This window comes from Pseudomonas farris, from assembly GCF_019145235.1.
GTDB classification, from domain to species: Bacteria; Pseudomonadota; Gammaproteobacteria; order Pseudomonadales; family Pseudomonadaceae; genus Aquipseudomonas; species Aquipseudomonas farris.
This window is the reverse complement of record NZ_JAHSTV010000002.1, coordinates 247,652-266,755: the sequence shown is the minus strand read 5'-3', so window position 1 is coordinate 266,755 and position 19,104 is coordinate 247,652. Positions and strand designations below refer to the sequence as shown.

Genomic DNA, 19,104 nt, shown 5'->3' with positions numbered 1-19,104 from the left:
TCCTCTGGCAGTTGTTATAGGTTTCTTCAGGCGAATTTTTGGTGTCTTTGAGGCCGCCTTCGCGAGCAAGCCCGCTCCCACACTGGATCTCCAGTGTTCACAAAACCCATGTGGGAGCAGGCTTGCTCGCGAAGGGGCCATCCCTCACACCGCAGTTTTCACAGCAGTAGGACTCGGCCGCATCACGCTCAACCCGTAATAAATCAGCCCACCAAGGGCCGAGCCGGTGAACCAGCCGTAGCTGTAAAACCAGCTGAACGCATCGCTGCCCAGCGACAGCAGCGTCAATGCCACCGGCACGCCGAACGCGATAAAACCGAACCAGTTCCACGCCGGGTAAACGTCGTCACGGTAAAGTCCGGCCAGATCCAGTTGCTGTTTCTTGATCAGGAAATAGTCCACCACCATGATCCCGGCGATCGGGCCCAGCAGGCTCGAATAGCCGAGCAACCAGTTGGAATACACCGTCTCCAGGCTTAAATCCGAAACGATCAGCCCCAGCTTCTTCAACAGTTCATGGGCCATCAGCGCCAACCCGACCAGCCCCGTGAGGATTACCGCTTTGGTGCGGTTGATGATCTTGGGCGCAACGTTCTGGAAGTCGTTGGTCGGCGAAACAATGTTGGCAGCGGTGTTGGTCGACAACGTGGCGATGATGATCAGCGCCATGGCCAAAGCGACCCAGACCGGGCTCTGGATATGGCCGATCAACGTGACTGGATCAGAGACAGTGACGCCCACCAGTTTTACCGAAGCGGCTGTCATCACCACGCCGAGGGAGGCGAACAGGAACATGGTCAGGGGCAAGCCGATAATCTGCCCGATGATCTGGTCCTTCTGGCTTTTCGCGTAGCGGCTGAAGTCCGGAATGTTCAGCGATAACGTCGCCCAGAACCCGACCATGGCAGTCAGCCCGGCGGCAAAGTAACTGACCACGCTGGCCCCTTCTGGACGCTTGGCCGGGATCGCCATCAATTCGCTCATCGAGACGTTCGGCATCGCCCACATCAGCAGCCCCACGCCCACCAGCACCAACAAGGGTGCCGAGAGGGTTTCCAGCCATTTGATCGAGTCCGCGCCGCGAATCACCACCCACAGGTTCAAGGCCCAGAACACCATGAAACCGATCACTTCACCCGTGCCGCCGAGGGCTTTCCAGCCATCGAACACCGACCCGAGAAACAGGTGAATCGCCAGCCCGCCGAACATGGTCTGGATGCCGAACCAACCGCACGCAACCAAGGCACGGATCAAGCACGGAATGTTGGAACCGAGGATGCCGAAGGACGAGCGCAGCAACACCGGGAATGGGATGCCGTACTTGGTGCCGGGGAAGGCGTTCAGGGTCAGTGGAATCAGCACGATGATGTTGGCGAACAGAATCGCCAGCAGCGCTTCGCCGACGGTCAGGCCGAAATAAGCGGTGAGCACACCGCCGAGTGTGTAAGTCGGCACGCAGATCGCCATGCCGACCCACAGCGCGGTGATATGCCACTTGTTCCAGGTTCGTTCGTGCACCTTGGTCGGTGCCATGTCGTGGTTGTAACGGGGACTGTCGAGGACATCGCTGCCGGCTTCTAGCTCAAACAAGCCGTCGCGCTCGGTCACTTGCGATCTGATCTGTTGCATGGCCGCTCCACTGTTCTTTTGATTATTTTTGCTCATCAGGGGCTGGCGCGAGTGCGCTAGCCGGACGATGGCCGGAGAAACTGACAACTTTTACGGACCGGCCAAGGTGTCAGCGGCGGCATCAATAAACGTGCCGGGTGCCCCGCTTACGCATCGGGCAGTGCCATAAAATTTCGCTAACCAATTGATGTTAATCAGCTTTATTTATCCAACTATTGAATCCGCGGTGAGTTGCCATGCCACTCAGGCCGAATGTCAGGCAAGTTGTCCGAACAGTCAGGACTCAATCTGGTGCGTCGATCTTTTTTGAAAGACTGCGCCTCAACCATAGACCATCCACAAGCGGCTGATTTCACATAGAAAATCTCGTCTATTTTTGGAACCTGTCAAGTGCGTCAAAATGGTGAGAGGCCTCACCATTTTGGTGATTTTCAGTTTTAATCGTTATTTATCAATCAGTTAAAACGGTAATAAGCTTATAAAAAATATTCTTGCTCAATCGACAAACTGCAGCTAGCGTCTATTCTTGACAGCGCTGACAGGAATACACCGATTGGCGTCTGCTTCATATAAAACATTTAGAACCGGCATCAGTCGGTCAATGCCTGCGAGGAACTCGGAATGTCTCTGTTGATCCGTGGCGCCACCGTTATTACCCATGATGAAAGTTATCGCGCCGACGTCTATTGCGCCCAGGGCGTGATCAAAGCCATCGGTGAAAACCTCGATGTTCCCGCCGATGCCGAAGTGCTCGACGGCAGCGGCCAATACCTGATGCCCGGCGGCATCGACCCGCACACTCATATGCAGCTGCCCTTCATGGGCACGGTGGCCAGCGAAGACTTCTTCAGCGGCACCGCGGCGGGGCTTGCCGGCGGCACCACCTCGATCATCGACTTCGTGATTCCCAACCCGCAGCAATCGTTGATGGAGGCGTTTCATCAATGGCGCGGCTGGGCCGAGAAGTCGGCGTCGGACTACGGTTTCCACGTCGCCATCACTTGGTGGAGCGAGCAGGTCCGCGAAGAAATGGCCGAGCTGGTCAGCCATCACGGCGTCAACAGCTTCAAGCATTTCATGGCCTACAAGAACGCGATCATGGCCGCCGACGATACGCTGGTGGCAAGTTTCGAACGTTGCCTGGAATTGGGCGCAGTGCCAACCGTGCATGCGGAAAACGGCGAGCTGGTCTATCACCTGCAACGCAAGTTAATGGCCCAGGGCATGACCGGGCCGGAAGCGCACCCGCTGTCACGGCCTTCGCAGGTGGAAGGTGAAGCTGCGAGCCGGGCGATCCGCATTGCTGAAACGTTGGGCACGCCGTTGTATCTGGTGCACGTCTCGACCAAGGAAGCCCTCGACGAAATCACCTATGCCCGCAGCAAGGGCCAACAGGTCTACGGCGAAGTGCTGGCCGGGCATCTGCTGCTGGACGACAGCGTTTACCAACACCCGGACTGGCAGACCGCCGCCGGTTACGTGATGAGCCCGCCTTTCCGTCCTCGCGGCCATCAGGAAGCCCTTTGGCATGGCCTGCAATCGGGCAATCTGCACACCACCGCCACCGACCACTGCTGCTTCTGCGCCGAGCAAAAAGCCGCCGGGCGTGACGACTTCAGCAAGATCCCCAACGGCACTGCCGGTATCGAAGACCGCATGGCAGTGCTCTGGGATGAAGGGGTGAACACCGGGCGCTTGTCGATGCAGCACTTCGTTGCCCTCACCTCTACCAACACCGCGAAGATCTTCAACCTCTATCCGCGCAAGGGTGCGATCCGTGTGGGTGCAGATGCCGATCTGGTGCTGTGGGATCCGGAAGGCACGCGGACGATTTCAGCCAAGACCCATCACCAGCAAGTCGACTTCAACATCTTCGAAGGCAAGACCGTGCGCGGCGTACCGAGCCATACCGTCAGCCAGGGCCGAGTGGTATGGGCCGATGGTGATTTGCGCGCCGAGCGTGGTGCCGGTCGGTATGTCGAACGGCCGGCGTATCCGGCGGTGTTTGATTTGCTGAGCAAGCGGGCTGAGTTGTGCAGGCCGGTTGCTGTGAACCGTTGAAATCGTGGCCTTCGGCCTTCGCGAGCAAGCCCGCTCCCACAAGGGAACGCATTCCAAATGTGGGAGCGGGCTTGCTCGCGAAGGCGGCAGTCCTGAGAACACAAAAACCAATGCCCACCAGAGGCAGCACCTCAAAAAACATGAGGCCTTAAACCGTGATCAAGACCCTGAACCACCTCCCGCATCCCCATGAGGACGCGGCCGCCCTCGCCGGCCATTTCACCGATCTGGCGCCACCACTCAACGACCGTCAGGCGCATCTGGAAGCCTCGCGCTGCCTGTATTGCTACGACGCGCCATGCGTGAATGCCTGTCCGAGCGACATCGACATTCCCTCGTTCATCCGCAATATCCATCAGGAAAACGTTCAGGGCGCCGCGCAGAAAATCCTCTCGGCGAATATCCTCGGCGGCAGTTGCGCCCGGGTCTGCCCGACGGAGATTCTTTGCCAGCAAGCCTGTGTGCGTAACAACGCCCAGGAATGCGCGCCGGTGCTGATCGGCCTGTTGCAACGCTATGCCGTGGACAACGCACACTTCAGCGAACACCCGTTTCAACGCGCCGCCGCAACCGGTAAGCGCATCGCCGTGGTGGGTGCCGGCCCGGCCGGTTTGTCCTGCGCGCACCGTAGCGCCATGCACGGCCATGACGTGGTGATTTTCGAGGCGCGAGAAAAGGCTGGTGGCCTCAACGAATACGGAATCGCCAAGTACAAACTGGTGGACGATTACGCGCAGAAGGAGCTTGAGTTTTTGTTGGGAATTGGCGGGATCGAGATTCGCCACGGGCAGAAACTTGGCGACAACCTGACCCTCAGCGAACTGCATCAGCAATTCGATGCGGTGTTCCTTGGTCTCGGCCTGGCCGCCAGTAAACAGCTGGGGCTGGCCCACGAGGATGCCCCCGGCCTGCTCGCCGCCACCGACTACATCCGCGAACTGCGCCAGGCCGATGACCTGACGCAACTACCACTGGCCGAGCACTGCATTGTCCTCGGTGCCGGCAATACCGCCATCGACATGGCCGTGCAAATGGCTCGCCTCGGCGCTCGCGACGTGAATCTGGTGTACCGCCGCGGCGTAGAGGACATGGGCGCCACCGGCCACGAACAGGACATCGCCAAGGCCAATCAGGTGCGGCTGCTGACCTGGGCGCAACCGCAAGAAGTGCTGCTCGACGATAAGGGCAAGGTGCGCGGCATGCGCTTCGCCCGCACCCGGTTGGAGGAAGGTCGCCTGCAAACCACTGGTGAAACCTTCGAACTGGCCGCCGACGCGATCTTCAAAGCCATCGGCCAGGCTTTCGACGGCAGCGCCCTCGCCGATCCGCTGGCCCGTGAACTCAAGCGTCAGGGCGACCGCATCCTCGTCGACGAACAGCTGCGTACCAGCATTCCCGGCGTGTATGCCGGTGGCGACTGCACCAGCCTCGATCAGGACCTCACCGTGCAGGCCGTGCAGCACGGCAAGCTGGCCGCCGAGGCCATCAACGCTCAACTCATGCTCAACGTGGAGGCTGCGTAAATGGCCGATCTCTCGATTGTTTTCGCCGGCATCAAGGCCCCCAATCCGTTCTGGCTCGCTTCCGCGCCACCGACCGACAAAGCCTACAACGTGGTTCGCGCATTCGAGGCTGGCTGGGGTGGCGTGGTCTGGAAAACCCTGGGTGAAGACCCGGCGGCGGTCAACGTATCGTCGCGTTACTCGGCACACTTCGGGGCTAATCGGGAGGTGCTTGGTTTTAACAACATCGAGCTGATCACCGACCGTTCGCTGGAAATCAACCTGCGGGAAATCACTCAGGTCAAAAAGGACTGGCCGGACCGCGCGCTGATCGTGTCGCTGATGGTGCCCTGTGTCGAAGAGTCGTGGAAAAACATCCTGCCGCTGGTGGAAGCCACCGGGGCCGACGGCATTGAACTGAATTTCGGCTGCCCCCACGGCATGCCGGAACGGGGCATGGGCGCGGCGGTCGGCCAGGTGCCGGAATACGTCGAACAGGTCACTCGCTGGTGCAAGACTTATTGCTCGCTGCCGGTGATCGTCAAGCTCACGCCGAACATCACCGACATCCGCGTCGCCGCCCGTGCCGCTTACCGAGGCGGGGCTGATGCAGTGTCGTTGATCAACACCATCAACTCGATCACCAGCGTCAACCTGGAGCGCATGGTCGCCAATCCCGCCGTCGGCACCCAAAGCACCCATGGTGGTTATTGCGGTTCGGCGGTGAAGCCGATTGCGCTGAACATGGTCGCCGAGATCGCCCGCGATCCGCAGACCCAAAGCTTGCCGATCTGCGGCATTGGCGGGATTGGCAGTTGGCGCGATGCGGCGGAATTCATTGCGCTGGGCAGCGGCGCTGTGCAGGTGTGCACGGCGGCGATGCTGCATGGTTTCCGGATTGTCGAGGAGATGAAGGACGGTTTATCACGCTGGATGGACAGACAGGGCTACGCCAGCGTCTCGGAATTTTCCGGGCGTGCGGTGGGCAATACCACGGACTGGAAGTACCTGGACATCAACTATCAGGTGATTGCGAAGATTGATCAGGAGGCATGCATCGGTTGCGGTCGCTGCCACATCGCTTGCGAAGACACCTCGCACCAGGCGATTGCGAGCATTAAGCAGGCGGACGGGACGCATAAATATGAAGTGATCGATGATGAGTGCGTGGGGTGCAATCTGTGCCAGATCACCTGCCCGGTGCAGGATTGCATCGAGATGGTGCCGATGGATACCGGTAAGCCGTTTCTGGATTGGAACCATGATCCGAGGAATCCATACCATGTCGCGGTCTGAACTCAGCGGCGCCTGAACTGACGCCTTCGCGGGCAAGCCCGCTCCCACAGTGGATCACCTTCGTGCACAAATACTGTGTTCGCTAAAGATCTAATGTGGGAGCGGGCTTGCTCGCGAAGAGGCCAGCTGCAGCGCCGCCAACCTCAAGGCTCCAACCCAATCCCGCGCAATATCACACTGGTCACCGTCTGCACCGCCCGCTCGAACTGCATGTCCGACAGTGGCTGGTGATCGTTAAGAATATTCACCTGGTGATCGAAGTCAGCGTAATGCTGGGTCGAGGCCCAGATCATGTACAGCAGGCTGGAAGGCTCCACCGGCAGGATGCGTTTGTCCTCCACCCACTGGCGAATTTTCGCTTCTTTCATCTTGGCCCAGTCGTACAGGCTGGCGTCCAGTTTCTCACCCAGTGTCGGCGCGCCGTGGATGATTTCGTTGGCCCAGACTTTCGAACCGTACGGCCGGCTGCGGGAATGGTTCATCTTGGCGCGGATGTAGCTGCTGAGCACCACTCGCGGGTCGTCGAACATCTCGAAGCACAGGGCATCCTGCTTCCAGACCTCCAGCAAACCCAGCAGCACCGCGCTGTACAGTTCACTCTTGGTACTGAAGTAGTAATGCAGGTTGGAGCGCGGCAGTTGCACTTCGGCGGCGATGTCGGCCATGGCGGTGCTGCCGAAACCTTTTTCGGCGAAGACTTTTTCGGCCCCCAGCAGAATTTTTTCGACGTTACTGCGACGAATCTCGATCTTGTGATTGCCCATGAGGGCTCCCTGACAACAGCGTTGGTCAAGACTAGCATCCGCTCTGGATCGGGGCGACAGGGGAAAACGAAACTTCGTACGGTGGTCTTGCGGCAGGTAAACTGGCCGCCTCTTTGAACCTGCCTCCGAGGTCTTCACGATGCTGCTCAAGAACGCCCTGACCACCACCGCCCTCCTCAGCTCGCTGCTCGCCGCCTCCTCGGTGTTTGCCCACGCGCACCTGAAAAGCCAGACCCCGGCGGCCGACAGCACCGTGAGCGCACCTGCGGAACTGCGCCTGAAGTTTTCCGAAGGGGTTGAAGCGACATTCACCAAAGTGACGATCAGCAAGAACGGCGCCGACGTTCCGGTAAAAAACCTCGCCACCGAAGGCAGCGACAAGAAAACCCTGATCGTCACCCCCGCCGCGCCGTTGGCCGCTGGCGATTACAAAGTCGAATGGCACGCCGTGTCGGTCGACACCCATAAAAGTGAAGGCGCCTATCGCTTCAAGGTCGGTCAGTAATTCATGACCGATGCGCTGGTGCTGTGCCGCTTTCTGCATTTCACCGTGGTGCTGATGCTGTTCGGAGCCTGGGTGTTCAGGCCTCTGCTGTTGGGCCGTGAAACCGCGTGGCTGGATCCGTCTCTGGCGCGAGTGACCCGCTGGCTTACCGCTGTGGCGTTAATCAGTGGCATAGGCTGGTTGCTGCTGATCACCGCCAGCATGGCCGGCTCCGCGGATGCGGCATTCGATCCGGCGACGCTAGGCCTGGTGCTGCGCAATACCTTTTTCGGTCAGGTCTGGCGCTGGCATCTGCTGCTCAATCTGTTGCTCATGGCCCTGCTGCTGACGCCCTGGCGTTCCAGTACGCTTTGGCGCATCAGCCTTTCCAGCCTGCTGCTGGCGACGCTGGCCCCGGTCGGGCATGGCGCCATGCTCGATGGTCTGCAAGGCCAGTTGCTGATCCTCAACCAGATCATTCATCTGGCCTGCGTCGGCGCTTGGCTTGGTGGGTTGATGTTGCTGGTGATGATTTTGCGCCAACCGGCCGATCATCCCTTGAGCGCGATATTGCAACGCTTCAGCGGGATCGGTTACGCCTTGGTGGCGGGACTGGTGATGACCGGGCTGATCAACGTGCGGGTATTGACCGGCGTGTTCTGGCCGACGCCGTTGCTATCCGGGTTTGCGCTGATCCTGTTGATCAAGGTTGTGCTGGTGATCGGGATGCTGGGGTTGGCGCTGTTCAATTGGCTGCGGATCAAGGATTGCCAGCAGCACCTGGGACAGTTGCGTACCAGCGTCATGCTGGAGTGGTTGCTGGGAATTGGCGCGGTGGCAGCGGTTTCGCTGCTGGGGACAATGCCGCCAATGATTACCGCCTGAACACATCTCCAATGTGGGAGCGGGCTTGCTCGCGAAAGCGGTCTGACATTCAACAGTCGGCTGACAGTCCGTCTTCGCGAGCAAGCCCGCTCCCACAAGGGGGGCGATGTGATCGTACAACTTGTGATTGACAATCCTCGAAAAGCTCGCAAATAATCGCCGCCAATGTTGTACGACGACGTATAACAAAAAATAAAAATAACAAAAAACCAGGGAGCGTTACTGTGAGCAGACTCGCCCGAAATTCCTTCATCAGCACCCCTCGCCCCACCTTCGCCCGTCGCCATCCCCTCAGCCTGATCGGTTGCAGCAGCCTGTTTCTCGCCCTGCCCATGACCAGCCAGGCCGAAGGTTTCGTCGATGACGCCAAGGCCACGCTGAACCTGCGTAACGCCTACATCAATCGCAACTTCACCAACCCGAACAATGTCCAGGGCAAGGCTGAAGAGTGGACGCAAAACTTCATCCTCGACGCTAAATCCGGGTTCACCCAAGGCCCCATCGGTTTCGGCGTGGATGTGCTCGGTATGTACTCGCAGAAGCTCGACGGCGGTAAGGGCACGGGCGGCACGCAGTTGCTGCCGATCCATGATGACGGTCGCCCCGCGGACAATTTCGGTCGTCTGGGTGTGGCTCTGAAAGCCAAGGTCTCGAAAACCGAATTGAAGGTCGGCGAATGGATGCCAGTGCTGCCGATCCTGCGCTCCGATGATGGTCGCTCGCTGCCGCAAACCTTCCGCGGCGGCCAGGTCACCTCCACCGAGCTCAGCGGCCTGACGCTCTACGGCGGCCAGTTCCGCGGCAACAGCCCGCGCAATGATGCGAGCATGGAAGACATGTCGATGAACGGCAGAGGCGCGTTTACCTCCGACCGCTTCAACTTCGGCGGCGGCGAGTATGCGTTCAATGAAAAGCGCACTCAGGTCGGCGTCTGGTACGCGGAACTCAGCGACATTTATCAGCAGCAGTATTTCAACCTGAGCCACAGCCAGCCCATGGGCGACTGGACCCTGGGGGCCAACCTCGGTTACTTCATCGGCAAGGAAGACGGCAGCGCGCTGGCCGGCGACCTCGACAACAAAACCGCGTTTGCCCTGCTCTCGGCCAAATACGGCGGCAACACCTTCTATGTCGGCCTGCAAAAACTCAGCGGCGACAACGCCTGGATGCGTGTCAACGGCACCAGCGGCGGCACGCTGGCCAACGACAGTTACAACGCCAGTTATGACAACGCCAAGGAACGCTCCTGGCAGGTGCGTCACGACTACAACTTCGTCGCCCTCGGCATCCCCGGCCTGACGCTGATGAACCGCTACATCAGCGGCGATAACGTGCACACCGGAGCGATCACCGACGGCAAGGAATGGGGCCGCGAATCGGAACTGGCCTACACCGTGCAAAGCGGCGTACTGAAAAGCCTCAACGTCAAATGGCGCAATGCGACCATCCGCCGCGATTTCAGCACCAACGAATTTGATGAGAACAGGATCTTTATCAGTTACCCGATTTCGTTGTTGTAAGGCAGGACACCTTTTCAGGTTGGCATAAATCCCATGTGGGAGCGGGCTTGCTCGCGAAGACGGCGGCACAGTCATTATTGATATCGCCTGGCACACCGCCTTCGCGAGCAAGCCCGGTCCCACAGGTTCAGCGCACTCACGGGGGATGAACATGACCCTCCGTCAATTTCAACCAAAGTCGCGTTGACAAGCACCAGAAAGCCTAACAATACTTCGACCAAGTCATACGACAACCTACAACAAACCCAATAACTACAATTTTCTGTTCAGGGATTTACATGACGACCACATCCCCATTCAATCGCCTGCTCCTGACCGGCGCCGCCGGTGGCCTCGGTAAAGTCCTGCGCGAACGCCTGCGACCTTACGCCAACGTACTCCGTCTGTCGGACATCGCCGACATGGCACCGCCCATTGATGATCGCGAAGAAGTCGTGCCGTGCGACCTCTCCGACAAGCAAGCAGTACATCAACTGGTCGAAGGCGTGGATGCAATCCTGCATTTCGGCGGCGTGTCGGTGGAGCGTCCGTTCGAAGAGATTCTCGGCGCCAACATCTGCGGCGTATTCCATATCTACGAAGCGGCCCGCCGCCACGGCGTGAAGCGAGTGATCTTCGCCAGTTCCAATCACGTCATCGGCTTCTACAAGCAGGACGAAACCCTCGACGCCCACTCCCCTCGCCGCCCGGACAGCTATTACGGTTTGTCCAAGTCCTACGGCGAAGACATGGCCAGTTTCTACTTCGATCGCTATGGCATCGAAACCGTCAGCATCCGCATTGGCTCCTCGTTCCCGGAACCACAGAACCGCCGAATGATGAGCACCTGGCTGAGCTTCGACGACATGACCCAACTGCTCGAACGAGCGTTGTACACCCCGAATGTCGGCCACACCGTGGTGTACGGCATGTCCGACAACAAGAGCATCTGGTGGGACAACCGATTCGCGGCGCACTTGGGTTATGCGCCACAGGACACGTCCGAGGTCTTCCGCGAAAAAGTCGAAGCCCAACCAATGCCCGCCGAAGATGATCCGGCCCGGATTTATCAGGGTGGTGCCTTTGTCGCGGCCGGGCCGTTCGGCGACTGAACCCTCGCCAATCCCCACATAACAAAGCCAAGGGAATGCGTTGCCATGCAAGTCGAATTGATTGTCGATGCCCGCAATGCGGTCGGTGAAAGCCCGGTGTGGGTCCCCGAGGAAAACGCCCTGTACTGGGTCGATATTCCGACCGGTGGATTACAGCGTTGGAATGCCGACAGCGGGCACGTTCACGCCTGGAAAGCCCCGCAAATGCTCGCCTGCATCGCTCGTCACAGCGCGGGTGGCTGGGTCGCCGGCATGGAAAGCGGATTCTTTCACCTGCACCCGCACAACGATGGCAGCCTCGACAGCGAACTGCTGGCCCACGTCGATCACGCCCGTCCCGACATGCGCCTGAACGATGGCCGCTGTGATCGTCAGGGCCGTTTCTGGGCCGGCAGCATGGTGCTGAACATGGGCGCCAACGCCGCCGACGGCACGCTCTATCGCTACAGCGCCGGACAACCCGGGCCGCTCGACGCCCGGCTCAGCGGTTTCATCGTGCCCAACGGCCTGGGCTTCAGCCCGGACGGCAAGACGATGTACCTCTCGGATTCGCACCCGAACGTGCAGCAGATCTGGGCCTTCGATTACGACATCGACAGCGGCACGCCATCCAACCGTCGACTGTTCGTCGACATGCATCACTTCCTTGGCCGCCCCGATGGCGCGGCAGTGGATGCCGAAGGTTGTTATTGGATCTGCGCCAACGACGCCGGGTTGATTCACCGTTTCACCCCCGATGGCCGACTGGATCGTTCGCTCCCCGTGCCGGTGAAGAAACCGACCATGTGCGCCTTCGGTGGCAGCCAGCTCGACACGTTGTTTGTGACCTCGATCCGCCCCGCTGATGACCATGACGAACAGTCGCTGGCCGGCGGCGTGTTCGCCCTCAACCCCGGCGTCAAAGGCTTGCCGGAACCGGTGTTCAACGAATTGCTTTAACCCCTCTGCTGCATCGCTGTGCCTTGAATAAAAAAAACAACAAGACTGGAGACACAACCCATGGACTTCAAACGCACCTTGCTCGCCGCCGCACTTCCCATCACTGCAGCACTCACCTTCACCCTCAGCAGCGCCGCCCAGGCGCTGGAAATCAAATTCGCCGACATCCACCCCGCCGGTTACCCGACCGTGGTCGCCGAGGAACAACTGGGTAAAACCCTGGTGACCGACAGCAACGGCAAGCTGACTTTCAAGATGTTTGCCGGCGGTGTGCTCGGTTCGGAAAAAGAAGTCATCGAACAGGCCCAGGTCGGCGCTATTCAGATGGCTCGGGTCAGCCTCGGCATCGTCGGGCCGGTGGTACCGGACGTGAACGTGTTCAACATGCCATTCGTGTTCCGCGACCAGGCGCACATGCGCAAAGTCATCGACGGTGAAGTCGGCGATGAGATCCTCGACAAGATCACCAACTCCGAATTCAATCTGGTCGCCCTGGCCTGGATGGACGGCGGCACGCGCAATATCTACACCAAAAAACCGGTACGCAGCCTCGCCGACCTCAAAGGCATGAAGATCCGCGTGCAAGGCAACCCGATGTTCATCGACACCATCAACGCCATGGGTGGCAACGGCATTGCCATGGACACCGGCGAGATCTTCAGTGCGTTGCAGACCGGGGTGATCGACGGCGCGGAAAACAACCCGCCAACCCTGCTCGAACACAACCACTACCAGAACGCCAAGTTCTACAGCCTGACCGGGCACCTGATCCTGCCCGAGCCAATCGTGATGTCGAAAATCACTTGGGAAAAACTCAGCCCCGACCAGCAAGTGCTGGTAAAAAAAGCCGCCAAAGCCGCACAGGCCCAGGAGCGCACGCTGTGGGATGCGAAGTCGGCCAGCAGTGAAGAAAAACTCAAGGCTGCCGGCGTCGAGTTCATCACCGTCGACAAAAAACCTTTCTATGAAGCCACGGCTTCGGTCCGGGAAAAATACGGCGCGCCTTACGCCGACCTGATCAAGCGCATCGAAGCCGTTCAGTAACCCTCCCTGCATTCATGAAAGGCCCGGCACCGTTGACGAGTGGATCGTCAGCGGCGCCCGGTTACGGTGAAACCCGATGAAGAATCTGCTGCTGCGCATCAACGACAGGATTTACATGACCTGCATCTGGGTCGCCGGCCTGTCGGTCCTGACTATTTCCCTGATCATTCCCTGGGGCGTCTTCGCCCGTTACGTCCTCGGCACCGGTTCCAGTTGGCCGGAGCCCACCGCGATTTTGTTGATGATGGTCTTCACCTTCATCGGCGCCGCCGCCAGTTATCGCGCCGGTGCGCACATGGCCGTGGCCATGCTCACCGACCGCATGCCCCCCGAACTGCGCAAGACCATGAGCATCGTTTCGCAGCTGCTGATGGCGACCATTTGCCTGTTCATGGCCATCTGGGGCACCAAACTCTGTCTGTCCACCTGGAACCAGTTCATGAGCGCTCTGCCCACTCTGCGCGTGGGCATCACCTATATGCCGATCCCCGTGGGCGGTGTGCTGACGCTGATTTTCGTGCTGGAAAAACTCTTGCTCGGTGACCAGAGCAACCGTCGGGTCGTGCGTTTCGACCTGGTTGAAGAAAGCGAAGGTGCCGCATAAATGGACGCTCTGATTCTGCTCGGCAGTTTTATCGCTTTGATCCTGATCGGCATGCCGGTCGCCTACGCCCTGGGGCTTTCTGCCCTGATCGGTGCGTGGTGGATCGACATCCCGTTCCAGGCGCTGATGATTCAGGTCGCCGGTGGCGTGAACAAATTCTCGTTACTGGCGATTCCGTTCTTCGTGCTCGCCGGGGCGATCATGGCCGAAGGCGGCATGTCCCGGCGACTGGTGGCGTTTGCCGGGGTGCTGGTGGGGTTCGTGCGCGGCGGGCTGTCGCTGGTGAACATCATGGCCTCGACCTTCTTCGGCGCGATTTCCGGCTCTTCGGTGGCGGACACGGCGTCGGTCGGTTCGGTGCTGATTCCGGAAATGGAGCGTCGCGGCTACCCCCGGGATTTCTCCACCGCGGTGACGGTCAGCGGTTCGGTGCAAGCCCTGCTGACGCCGCCCAGCCATAACTCAGTGCTGTACTCGCTGGCCGCTGGCGGTACCGTTTCGATTGCTTCGCTGTTCATGGCCGGCGTAGTGCCGGGCCTGCTGATGAGCGCGTGCCTGATGGTGCTGTGCCTGATCTTCGCCAGAAAGCGCAATTACCCCAAGGGCGAAGTCATTCCCCTCAAGCAGGCGCTGAAAATCTGCGGTGAAGCGATGTGGGGCATGATGGCGATGGTCATCATTCTCGGCGGCATTCTCTCGGGCATCTTCACCGCCACCGAATCGGCGGCGATCGCGGTGCTGTGGTCGTTCTTCGTCACCATGTTCATCTACCGCGACTACAAATGGAGTGAGCTGCCCAAGTTGATGCACCGCACGGTGCGCACCATTTCGATCGTGATGATCCTGATCGGCTTCGCCGCCAGCTTCGGCTACATCATGACGCTGATGCAGATCCCGGCGAAGATCACCACGATGTTCCTGACCCTGTCGGATAACCGTTACGTGATCCTGATGTGCATCAACGTAATGCTGCTGTTGCTCGGCACGGTGATGGACATGGCGCCGCTGATCCTGATCCTCACGCCGATTCTGATGCCGGTGATTCTGGGCATTGGCGTGGACCCGGTGCAGTTCGGCATGATCATGCTGGTGAACCTGGGGATCGGATTGATCACACCGCCGGTAGGCGCGGTGCTGTTTGTCGGCTCGGCGGTGGGCAAGGTCAGCATCGAAAGCACCGTGAAAGCGCTGCTGCCGTTCTATGGCGTGCTGTTCCTGGTGCTGATGGCCGTGACTTACATTCCCGCCATTTCGCTGTGGTTGCCGCATTTGGTGTTGTAAAAAACCAAGAATGCACCGTGCTCAATGGAATATTCCTGCGGGCACGGGCTTTTTGTGGCGAGGGGGCTTGTCGGAACGCCGCATCGCCCCGTTCGGCTGCGAAGCAGTCGCAATCCAGACAACTCGGTATGCCTGAAAGATTATTGGGGCCGCTGCGCGACCCAACGGGGGCAAGCCCCCTCGCCACAGAAGCCTCTCATTGAGCCAATGAAGATCGCCATGACGCCAACACTCCTGGAACTCGAAGACGAACTCACCCGCCTCACCCTTGCCCCGGAACTCGGGGCGAGCATCGTCAACTGGACGGTACGCAGCACCGGCCAACCGCTGTTGCGCCACAGTGACCAACACGCCTTGAACACCGGCCTGCCCGGCAAACTCGCCTGCTATCCCCTGGCGCCATGGTCGAACCGCATCTCGGAGGGTGGTTTCGACTGCCCCGATGGCTGGCTCGCGCTGGCGCCCAACAGTCTCACCGACCCGCTGCCGATTCATGGCAGTGCCTGGCAACAGCCGTGGCAGATCGTCTCGCACACCCGTGATGAAATCGTCCTGCAACTCGACAGCTCCACGCCCTTCGCTTATCGCGCAAGGCAACGTTTCCGTCTGAGCGAGGGCAAGCTGAGCATCGATTTGCAGGTCACCCATCTGGCCGAACACGCCGCCTGGCATGGGGTCGGTTTACACCCTTATTTCCCGCGCACTGCAGGCACTCGGTTGCAAGCGCAGGCGCGACAGGTCTGGTTGTGCGACAGCGCAAAACTGCCAACACAACTCACTTCGATACCCAAGGATTGGGGCTTCAGCCAGCCCCGGGCATTACCCGAAACGCTGGTGGACAACGGCTTTTGCGAATGGGACGGCCACTGCCTGATCCAGCAACCCGACTTAGGTTATGAACTGGAATGCCAGGCCACCGGCAGCGACTACTACTTGCTCTACTGCCCCGTGGGTCTGGAATTTTTCTGTATCGAGCCGGTGAGCCACCCGGTCAATGCCCATCACTTGCCGGGTCGGCCAGGGTTGCGTTTGCTGGAGCAAGGCCAATCTGCCGAACTCGGTTTCAGCCTGCGCTATCGCTACGCCAACAGCTGAGTCAGCACCGCGCGCAACTTGCCGGGCTTCACGGGTTTGTTCAGCAGCGGCGCGTCGAGGCGCTGCAATGAACGCCGGCACTGGTCGGTGCGGTCGGCGGTGATGATCACCGCCGGAATCGCCTGGCTAAAGTGTTCGCGCAAATGCCGGACCACCTCACAACCCACCACCCCGTGATCGAGGTGATAGTCCGCCAGAATCAGTTCCGGCGCCTGTCCCTGCAAAGCCACCAGCGCGGTGGCCTCGTCGGTGGCGGTGACCACCTCGCAGCCCCACTGCCCGAGCAGCGCACTCATGCTTTCAAGGATGCTGACTTCATTGTCCAGCACCAACAGACGCCGTCCCGGCAACGGGTTGCCGGTACTCGGCTGCGGTGCGACCTGACTGATCGGCAGTGGAATCTCATGGGAAATCGGCACTTCGATGCTGAACACCGAACCGCGCCCCGGCCGTGAATGCACTTGAATTCTGTAATCGAGGATCTTGGCGATGCGTTCAACAATCGCCAGTCCCAGGCCTACACCCTTGCGATCGGCGGCGCGCCCGACGTCCAGTTGGTTGAACTCGAGGAAGATCGAGTCAAGACGATCCGCCGCAATCCCGCGCCCGGTGTCCCAGACTTCGATACGCAGCGCATCGCCCCGACGCCTTGCCCCCAGCAGAATGCAGCCCTCGTCGGTGTAGCGGCAGGCATTGCTGAGGAAGTTGCGCAGGATTCGGGTCATCAGGCGCAAGTCGGTATGAATAGCGTAATCGCCCATGTGCACCCGCAGGTTCAACCCGGCTGCCGCGGCCACCGACTGAAACTCCGAGACCAGTGGCGTGAACAATTCGTCGAGGCGGTACAGGGCAATGTCCGGCTTCACCGCGGCCTGATCGAGCCGGGAAATATCCAGCAGATCGGTGAGCAAGTCTTCGGCCCCCTCCAGCGCCTGATGCGTGCGCTCCACCAGCACCTGCTCGACGTCGGGCAGTTTGCGTTCGCGCAAGGTCGAGATCAGCAAACGCGCGGCATTGAGCGGTTGCAGCAAGTCGTGACTGGCGGCGGCGAGGTATTTGTCCTTGCTGCGATTGGCGGCTTCAGCGGCATCACGGGCATCGCGCAAGGCTTCTGCGATCTGTTTGCGCTGGGTGATCTGCTGTTGCAGGTTGCGGTTGGCGTCCAGTAACTCGTTGGTGCGCGCGGTGACCCGTTGCTCCAGTTCGTCATTGAGTTGTTGCAGGCGCTGCTGAGCGAGTTTTCGTTCGGTGATGTCGGCGACAAAACCTTCCACCAAGCCTTCCTGATCTGGTTTGAGCAGCAGGTTCATCAATACGTCGAGAACGCTGCCGTCCTTGCGCCGCAGCTGAGTTTCGTAACCCAGCAGGCTGCGCTCGCGCTGGAGGATTTCGCCGATGCTTTCCAGTTCTTGCGCCCCGCCAACGAACAACGTGCCCGCCAGGTCCGTCAGGGAAAACAGCACCTCCTGCGGGTTTTGATAGCCGAGCATCCGCGCCAGCGCCGGGTTGGCGGCGCGCATGCCCTCCAGCAGGCTGGCCTGGAAGATCCCGTGCACCGCGTTTTCGAACAGCCATTTGTAGCGGTTGCGTTCGGTTTCCAGTTCATCCAGGCGCGCGGCCAGTTCCGGGTAATGACTCTTGCGCGCCGAGTGGTTGCCTAAGCCGAGTAACCCGGCCAGCGCCCGTTGTTGCTCGTCAGAGGGCTTCGCCATAGACGACCTCGACGTCGCGCTGACTGGATTCGCGCGGGTTGGTAAGGATGCACGGGTCGTGCATGGCGTGTTGCGACAGGAACGGAATGTCCGCGGTACTCACCCCATGCAGGCCCAGGGTTTCGTGGAAGCCGATGGCGTGTTTGAGGGCGATCAGGTGTTCGACCAGCCGCCCGCAAATCTGCCGGTGATTGAGGCCACGGCAATCGATGCCAAAAGTCTCGGCGATCACCTTGAAGCGCTCCGGCGCCGAGCTGTAGTTGAACGCCACCACGTGTTCCACCAGCACAGCGTTGCACAGGCCATGGGGCAGATCGAGGAAGCCGCCGAGGCTGTGGGACATCGCATGCACCGCGCCAAGGATCGCGTTGGAGAACGCCAGCCCGGCCTGCATGCTGCCGAGCATGATTTTTTCCCGCAGGGCGATGTCGCTGGGGTTGGCGATCATTTGCACCAGATTGCCGTTGATCAGCCGCATCGCCTCCAGCGCATGAGGGTCGGTGAGCGGCCCGTGACCGGTGGAGACGAAGGCTTCGATGGCATGGACCAACGCGTCGATGCCGGTACAGGCCGACAGGAACGGGTCCATGCTCAGGGTGGTTTCCGGATCGATCAGCGACACGTCCGGCACCGCGGCCTTGCTGACGATGGAGAATTTCATGCGTTCTTGCTGATTGGAGATGATCACGAACTGCGACACGTCGGCCGACGTGCCGGCGGTGGTCGGGATCAGGATCAGCGGCGGGCTGGGCATGCGCAACATGTCCACGCCCTCGAATTCGAGGATGTTGCGCCCGTGGGCGACGACAATGCCGATGCCTTTGCCGCAGTCCATCGGGCTGCCGCCGCCGATCGCCACGATCACATCGCAGTGATTCTCCCGGTACAGCTCGGCGCCGAGCATGACCTCTTCGATCCGCGGGTTGGGCGAAACGTCGCTATATAAAAAGTAATCGATGCCCTGGGCTTGCAGGCTGGCCTCGACATCGGCGACCCAACCGGCGGCAATCACACCGGGGTCGCTGACCACCATCACCTTGCGGGCGCCGAAGGTCTTGGCGTAATTGCCGACGTTATGCCGACAGCCGGCACCGAAGATGATTTCAGGCGAAACGAATTTACGCAGCTGGCTGAGATTCTGGCTCATTGGAAAGCCTGTTTTTTATTGTTTTGAAGGTAAAGAACACACTAAAGCAT

16 protein-coding genes are annotated in these 19,104 nt (G+C 59.9%); 12 read left to right on the top strand and 4 right to left on the bottom strand.

Annotated features, from left to right (window positions below; genetic code table 11):
- Positions 1-144 precede the first annotated feature (144 nt).
- Positions 145-1,629: an NCS1 family nucleobase:cation symporter-1 gene (locus KVG95_RS04515; protein WP_217854681.1), complete on the bottom strand. Its 1,485-nt coding sequence runs from the start codon at positions 1,627-1,629 to the stop codon at positions 145-147.
- A 621-nt stretch (positions 1,630-2,250) separates the two neighbouring features.
- Here KVG95_RS04515 and hydA point away from each other — a divergent pair.
- From hydA to preA, 3 genes are all read left to right on the top strand, one after another.
- The gene (gene hydA / locus KVG95_RS04510) at positions 2,251-3,690 is read left to right on the top strand and encodes a dihydropyrimidinase (protein WP_217854680.1); all 1,440 of its coding nucleotides are present in this window, start codon (positions 2,251-2,253) and stop codon (positions 3,688-3,690) included.
- Positions 3,691-3,845: 155 nt separating this feature from the next.
- The gene (locus tag KVG95_RS04505; protein WP_217854679.1) at positions 3,846-5,213 is read left to right on the top strand and encodes an NAD(P)-dependent oxidoreductase; all 1,368 of its coding nucleotides are present in this window, start codon (positions 3,846-3,848) and stop codon (positions 5,211-5,213) included.
- On the top strand, positions 5,214-6,488 hold the full coding sequence (gene preA, locus KVG95_RS04500) for an NAD-dependent dihydropyrimidine dehydrogenase subunit PreA (protein ID WP_217854678.1): 1,275 nt from the start codon (positions 5,214-5,216) through the stop codon (positions 6,486-6,488).
- Between the two features lie 143 nt (positions 6,489-6,631).
- Here the strand turns inward: preA and KVG95_RS04495 are convergent, their stop codons facing one another.
- The gene (locus KVG95_RS04495) at positions 6,632-7,252 is read right to left on the bottom strand and encodes a TetR/AcrR family transcriptional regulator (protein WP_007899508.1); all 621 of its coding nucleotides are present in this window, start codon (positions 7,250-7,252) and stop codon (positions 6,632-6,634) included.
- A 139-nt stretch (positions 7,253-7,391) separates the two neighbouring features.
- Here KVG95_RS04495 and copC point away from each other — a divergent pair, with 139 nt between their 5' ends.
- The 9 genes from copC (at position 7,392) to KVG95_RS04450 (ending at position 16,195) form a co-directional block, all read left to right on the top strand.
- On the top strand, positions 7,392-7,757 hold the full coding sequence (copC, locus tag KVG95_RS04490; RefSeq protein WP_217854677.1) for a copper homeostasis periplasmic binding protein CopC: 366 nt from the start codon (positions 7,392-7,394) through the stop codon (positions 7,755-7,757).
- 3 nt (positions 7,758-7,760) lie between these two features.
- Positions 7,761-8,621: a copper homeostasis membrane protein CopD gene (copD, locus tag KVG95_RS04485; protein ID WP_217854676.1), complete on the top strand. Its 861-nt coding sequence runs from the start codon at positions 7,761-7,763 to the stop codon at positions 8,619-8,621.
- A 224-nt stretch (positions 8,622-8,845) separates the two neighbouring features.
- Positions 8,846-10,141 (top strand): OprD family porin, encoded by a 1,296-nt coding sequence (locus tag KVG95_RS04480; RefSeq protein WP_217854675.1) that lies wholly within the window; start codon positions 8,846-8,848, stop codon positions 10,139-10,141.
- Positions 10,142-10,419: 278 nt separating this feature from the next.
- The gene (locus KVG95_RS04475) at positions 10,420-11,232 is read left to right on the top strand and encodes an NAD-dependent epimerase/dehydratase family protein (protein ID WP_048394631.1); all 813 of its coding nucleotides are present in this window, start codon (positions 10,420-10,422) and stop codon (positions 11,230-11,232) included.
- A gap of 45 nt (positions 11,233-11,277) precedes the next feature.
- The gene (locus tag KVG95_RS04470; RefSeq protein WP_217854674.1) at positions 11,278-12,171 is read left to right on the top strand and encodes an SMP-30/gluconolactonase/LRE family protein; all 894 of its coding nucleotides are present in this window, start codon (positions 11,278-11,280) and stop codon (positions 12,169-12,171) included.
- Between the two features lie 60 nt (positions 12,172-12,231).
- A complete protein-coding gene (locus KVG95_RS04465) occupies positions 12,232-13,215 on the top strand; it encodes a TRAP transporter substrate-binding protein (RefSeq protein ID WP_201060253.1) in 984 nt (327 codons plus the stop codon).
- A gap of 76 nt (positions 13,216-13,291) precedes the next feature.
- Positions 13,292-13,819: a TRAP transporter small permease gene (locus tag KVG95_RS04460; RefSeq protein WP_038984172.1), complete on the top strand. Its 528-nt coding sequence runs from the start codon at positions 13,292-13,294 to the stop codon at positions 13,817-13,819.
- Positions 13,820-15,100 carry a TRAP transporter large permease gene (locus KVG95_RS04455; protein WP_217854673.1) on the top strand — a complete coding sequence of 427 codons (1,281 nt, stop codon included), beginning with the start codon at positions 13,820-13,822 and terminating at the stop codon, positions 15,098-15,100.
- Between the two features lie 219 nt (positions 15,101-15,319).
- Entirely contained in the window at positions 15,320-16,195 is an 876-nt protein-coding gene (locus tag KVG95_RS04450; protein WP_217854672.1) for an aldose 1-epimerase, read from the top strand.
- Here the strand turns inward: KVG95_RS04450 and KVG95_RS04445 are convergent.
- On the bottom strand, positions 16,180-17,907 hold the full coding sequence (locus KVG95_RS04445) for a hybrid sensor histidine kinase/response regulator (protein WP_217854671.1): 1,728 nt from the start codon (positions 17,905-17,907) through the stop codon (positions 16,180-16,182). The genes KVG95_RS04450 and KVG95_RS04445 overlap by 16 nt on opposite strands.
- The gene (gene ercA / locus KVG95_RS04440) at positions 17,891-19,054 is read right to left on the bottom strand and encodes an alcohol dehydrogenase-like regulatory protein ErcA (RefSeq protein WP_217854670.1); all 1,164 of its coding nucleotides are present in this window, start codon (positions 19,052-19,054) and stop codon (positions 17,891-17,893) included. The genes KVG95_RS04445 and ercA overlap by 17 nt, the downstream gene beginning before the upstream one ends.
- Positions 19,055-19,104: the final 50 nt, after the last annotated feature.

Excerpts from the sequence above, each read along its gene's own strand:
- KVG95_RS04465 (WP_201060253.1), top strand. The coding sequence starts at position 12,232 with ATGGACTTCAAACGCACCTTGCTCGCCGCCGCACTTCCCATCACTGCA.
- ercA (WP_217854670.1), bottom strand. The coding sequence starts at position 19,054 with ATGAGCCAGAATCTCAGCCAGCTGCGTAAATTCGTTTCGCCTGAAATC.
- hydA (WP_217854680.1), top strand. The coding sequence starts at position 2,251 with ATGTCTCTGTTGATCCGTGGCGCCACCGTTATTACCCATGATGAAAGT.
- KVG95_RS04450 (WP_217854672.1), top strand. The coding sequence starts at position 15,320 with ATGACGCCAACACTCCTGGAACTCGAAGACGAACTCACCCGCCTCACC.
- KVG95_RS04515 (WP_217854681.1), bottom strand. The coding sequence starts at position 1,629 with ATGCAACAGATCAGATCGCAAGTGACCGAGCGCGACGGCTTGTTTGAG.
- copD (WP_217854676.1), top strand. The coding sequence starts at position 7,761 with ATGACCGATGCGCTGGTGCTGTGCCGCTTTCTGCATTTCACCGTGGTG.
- preA (WP_217854678.1), top strand. The coding sequence starts at position 5,214 with ATGGCCGATCTCTCGATTGTTTTCGCCGGCATCAAGGCCCCCAATCCG.
- KVG95_RS04445 (WP_217854671.1), bottom strand. The coding sequence starts at position 17,907 with ATGGCGAAGCCCTCTGACGAGCAACAACGGGCGCTGGCCGGGTTACTC.
- KVG95_RS04460 (WP_038984172.1), top strand. The coding sequence starts at position 13,292 with ATGAAGAATCTGCTGCTGCGCATCAACGACAGGATTTACATGACCTGC.
- KVG95_RS04455 (WP_217854673.1), top strand. The coding sequence starts at position 13,820 with ATGGACGCTCTGATTCTGCTCGGCAGTTTTATCGCTTTGATCCTGATC.
- KVG95_RS04495 (WP_007899508.1), bottom strand. The coding sequence starts at position 7,252 with ATGGGCAATCACAAGATCGAGATTCGTCGCAGTAACGTCGAAAAAATT.
- KVG95_RS04470 (WP_217854674.1), top strand. The coding sequence starts at position 11,278 with ATGCAAGTCGAATTGATTGTCGATGCCCGCAATGCGGTCGGTGAAAGC.
- copC (WP_217854677.1), top strand. The coding sequence starts at position 7,392 with ATGCTGCTCAAGAACGCCCTGACCACCACCGCCCTCCTCAGCTCGCTG.
- KVG95_RS04475 (WP_048394631.1), top strand. The coding sequence starts at position 10,420 with ATGACGACCACATCCCCATTCAATCGCCTGCTCCTGACCGGCGCCGCC.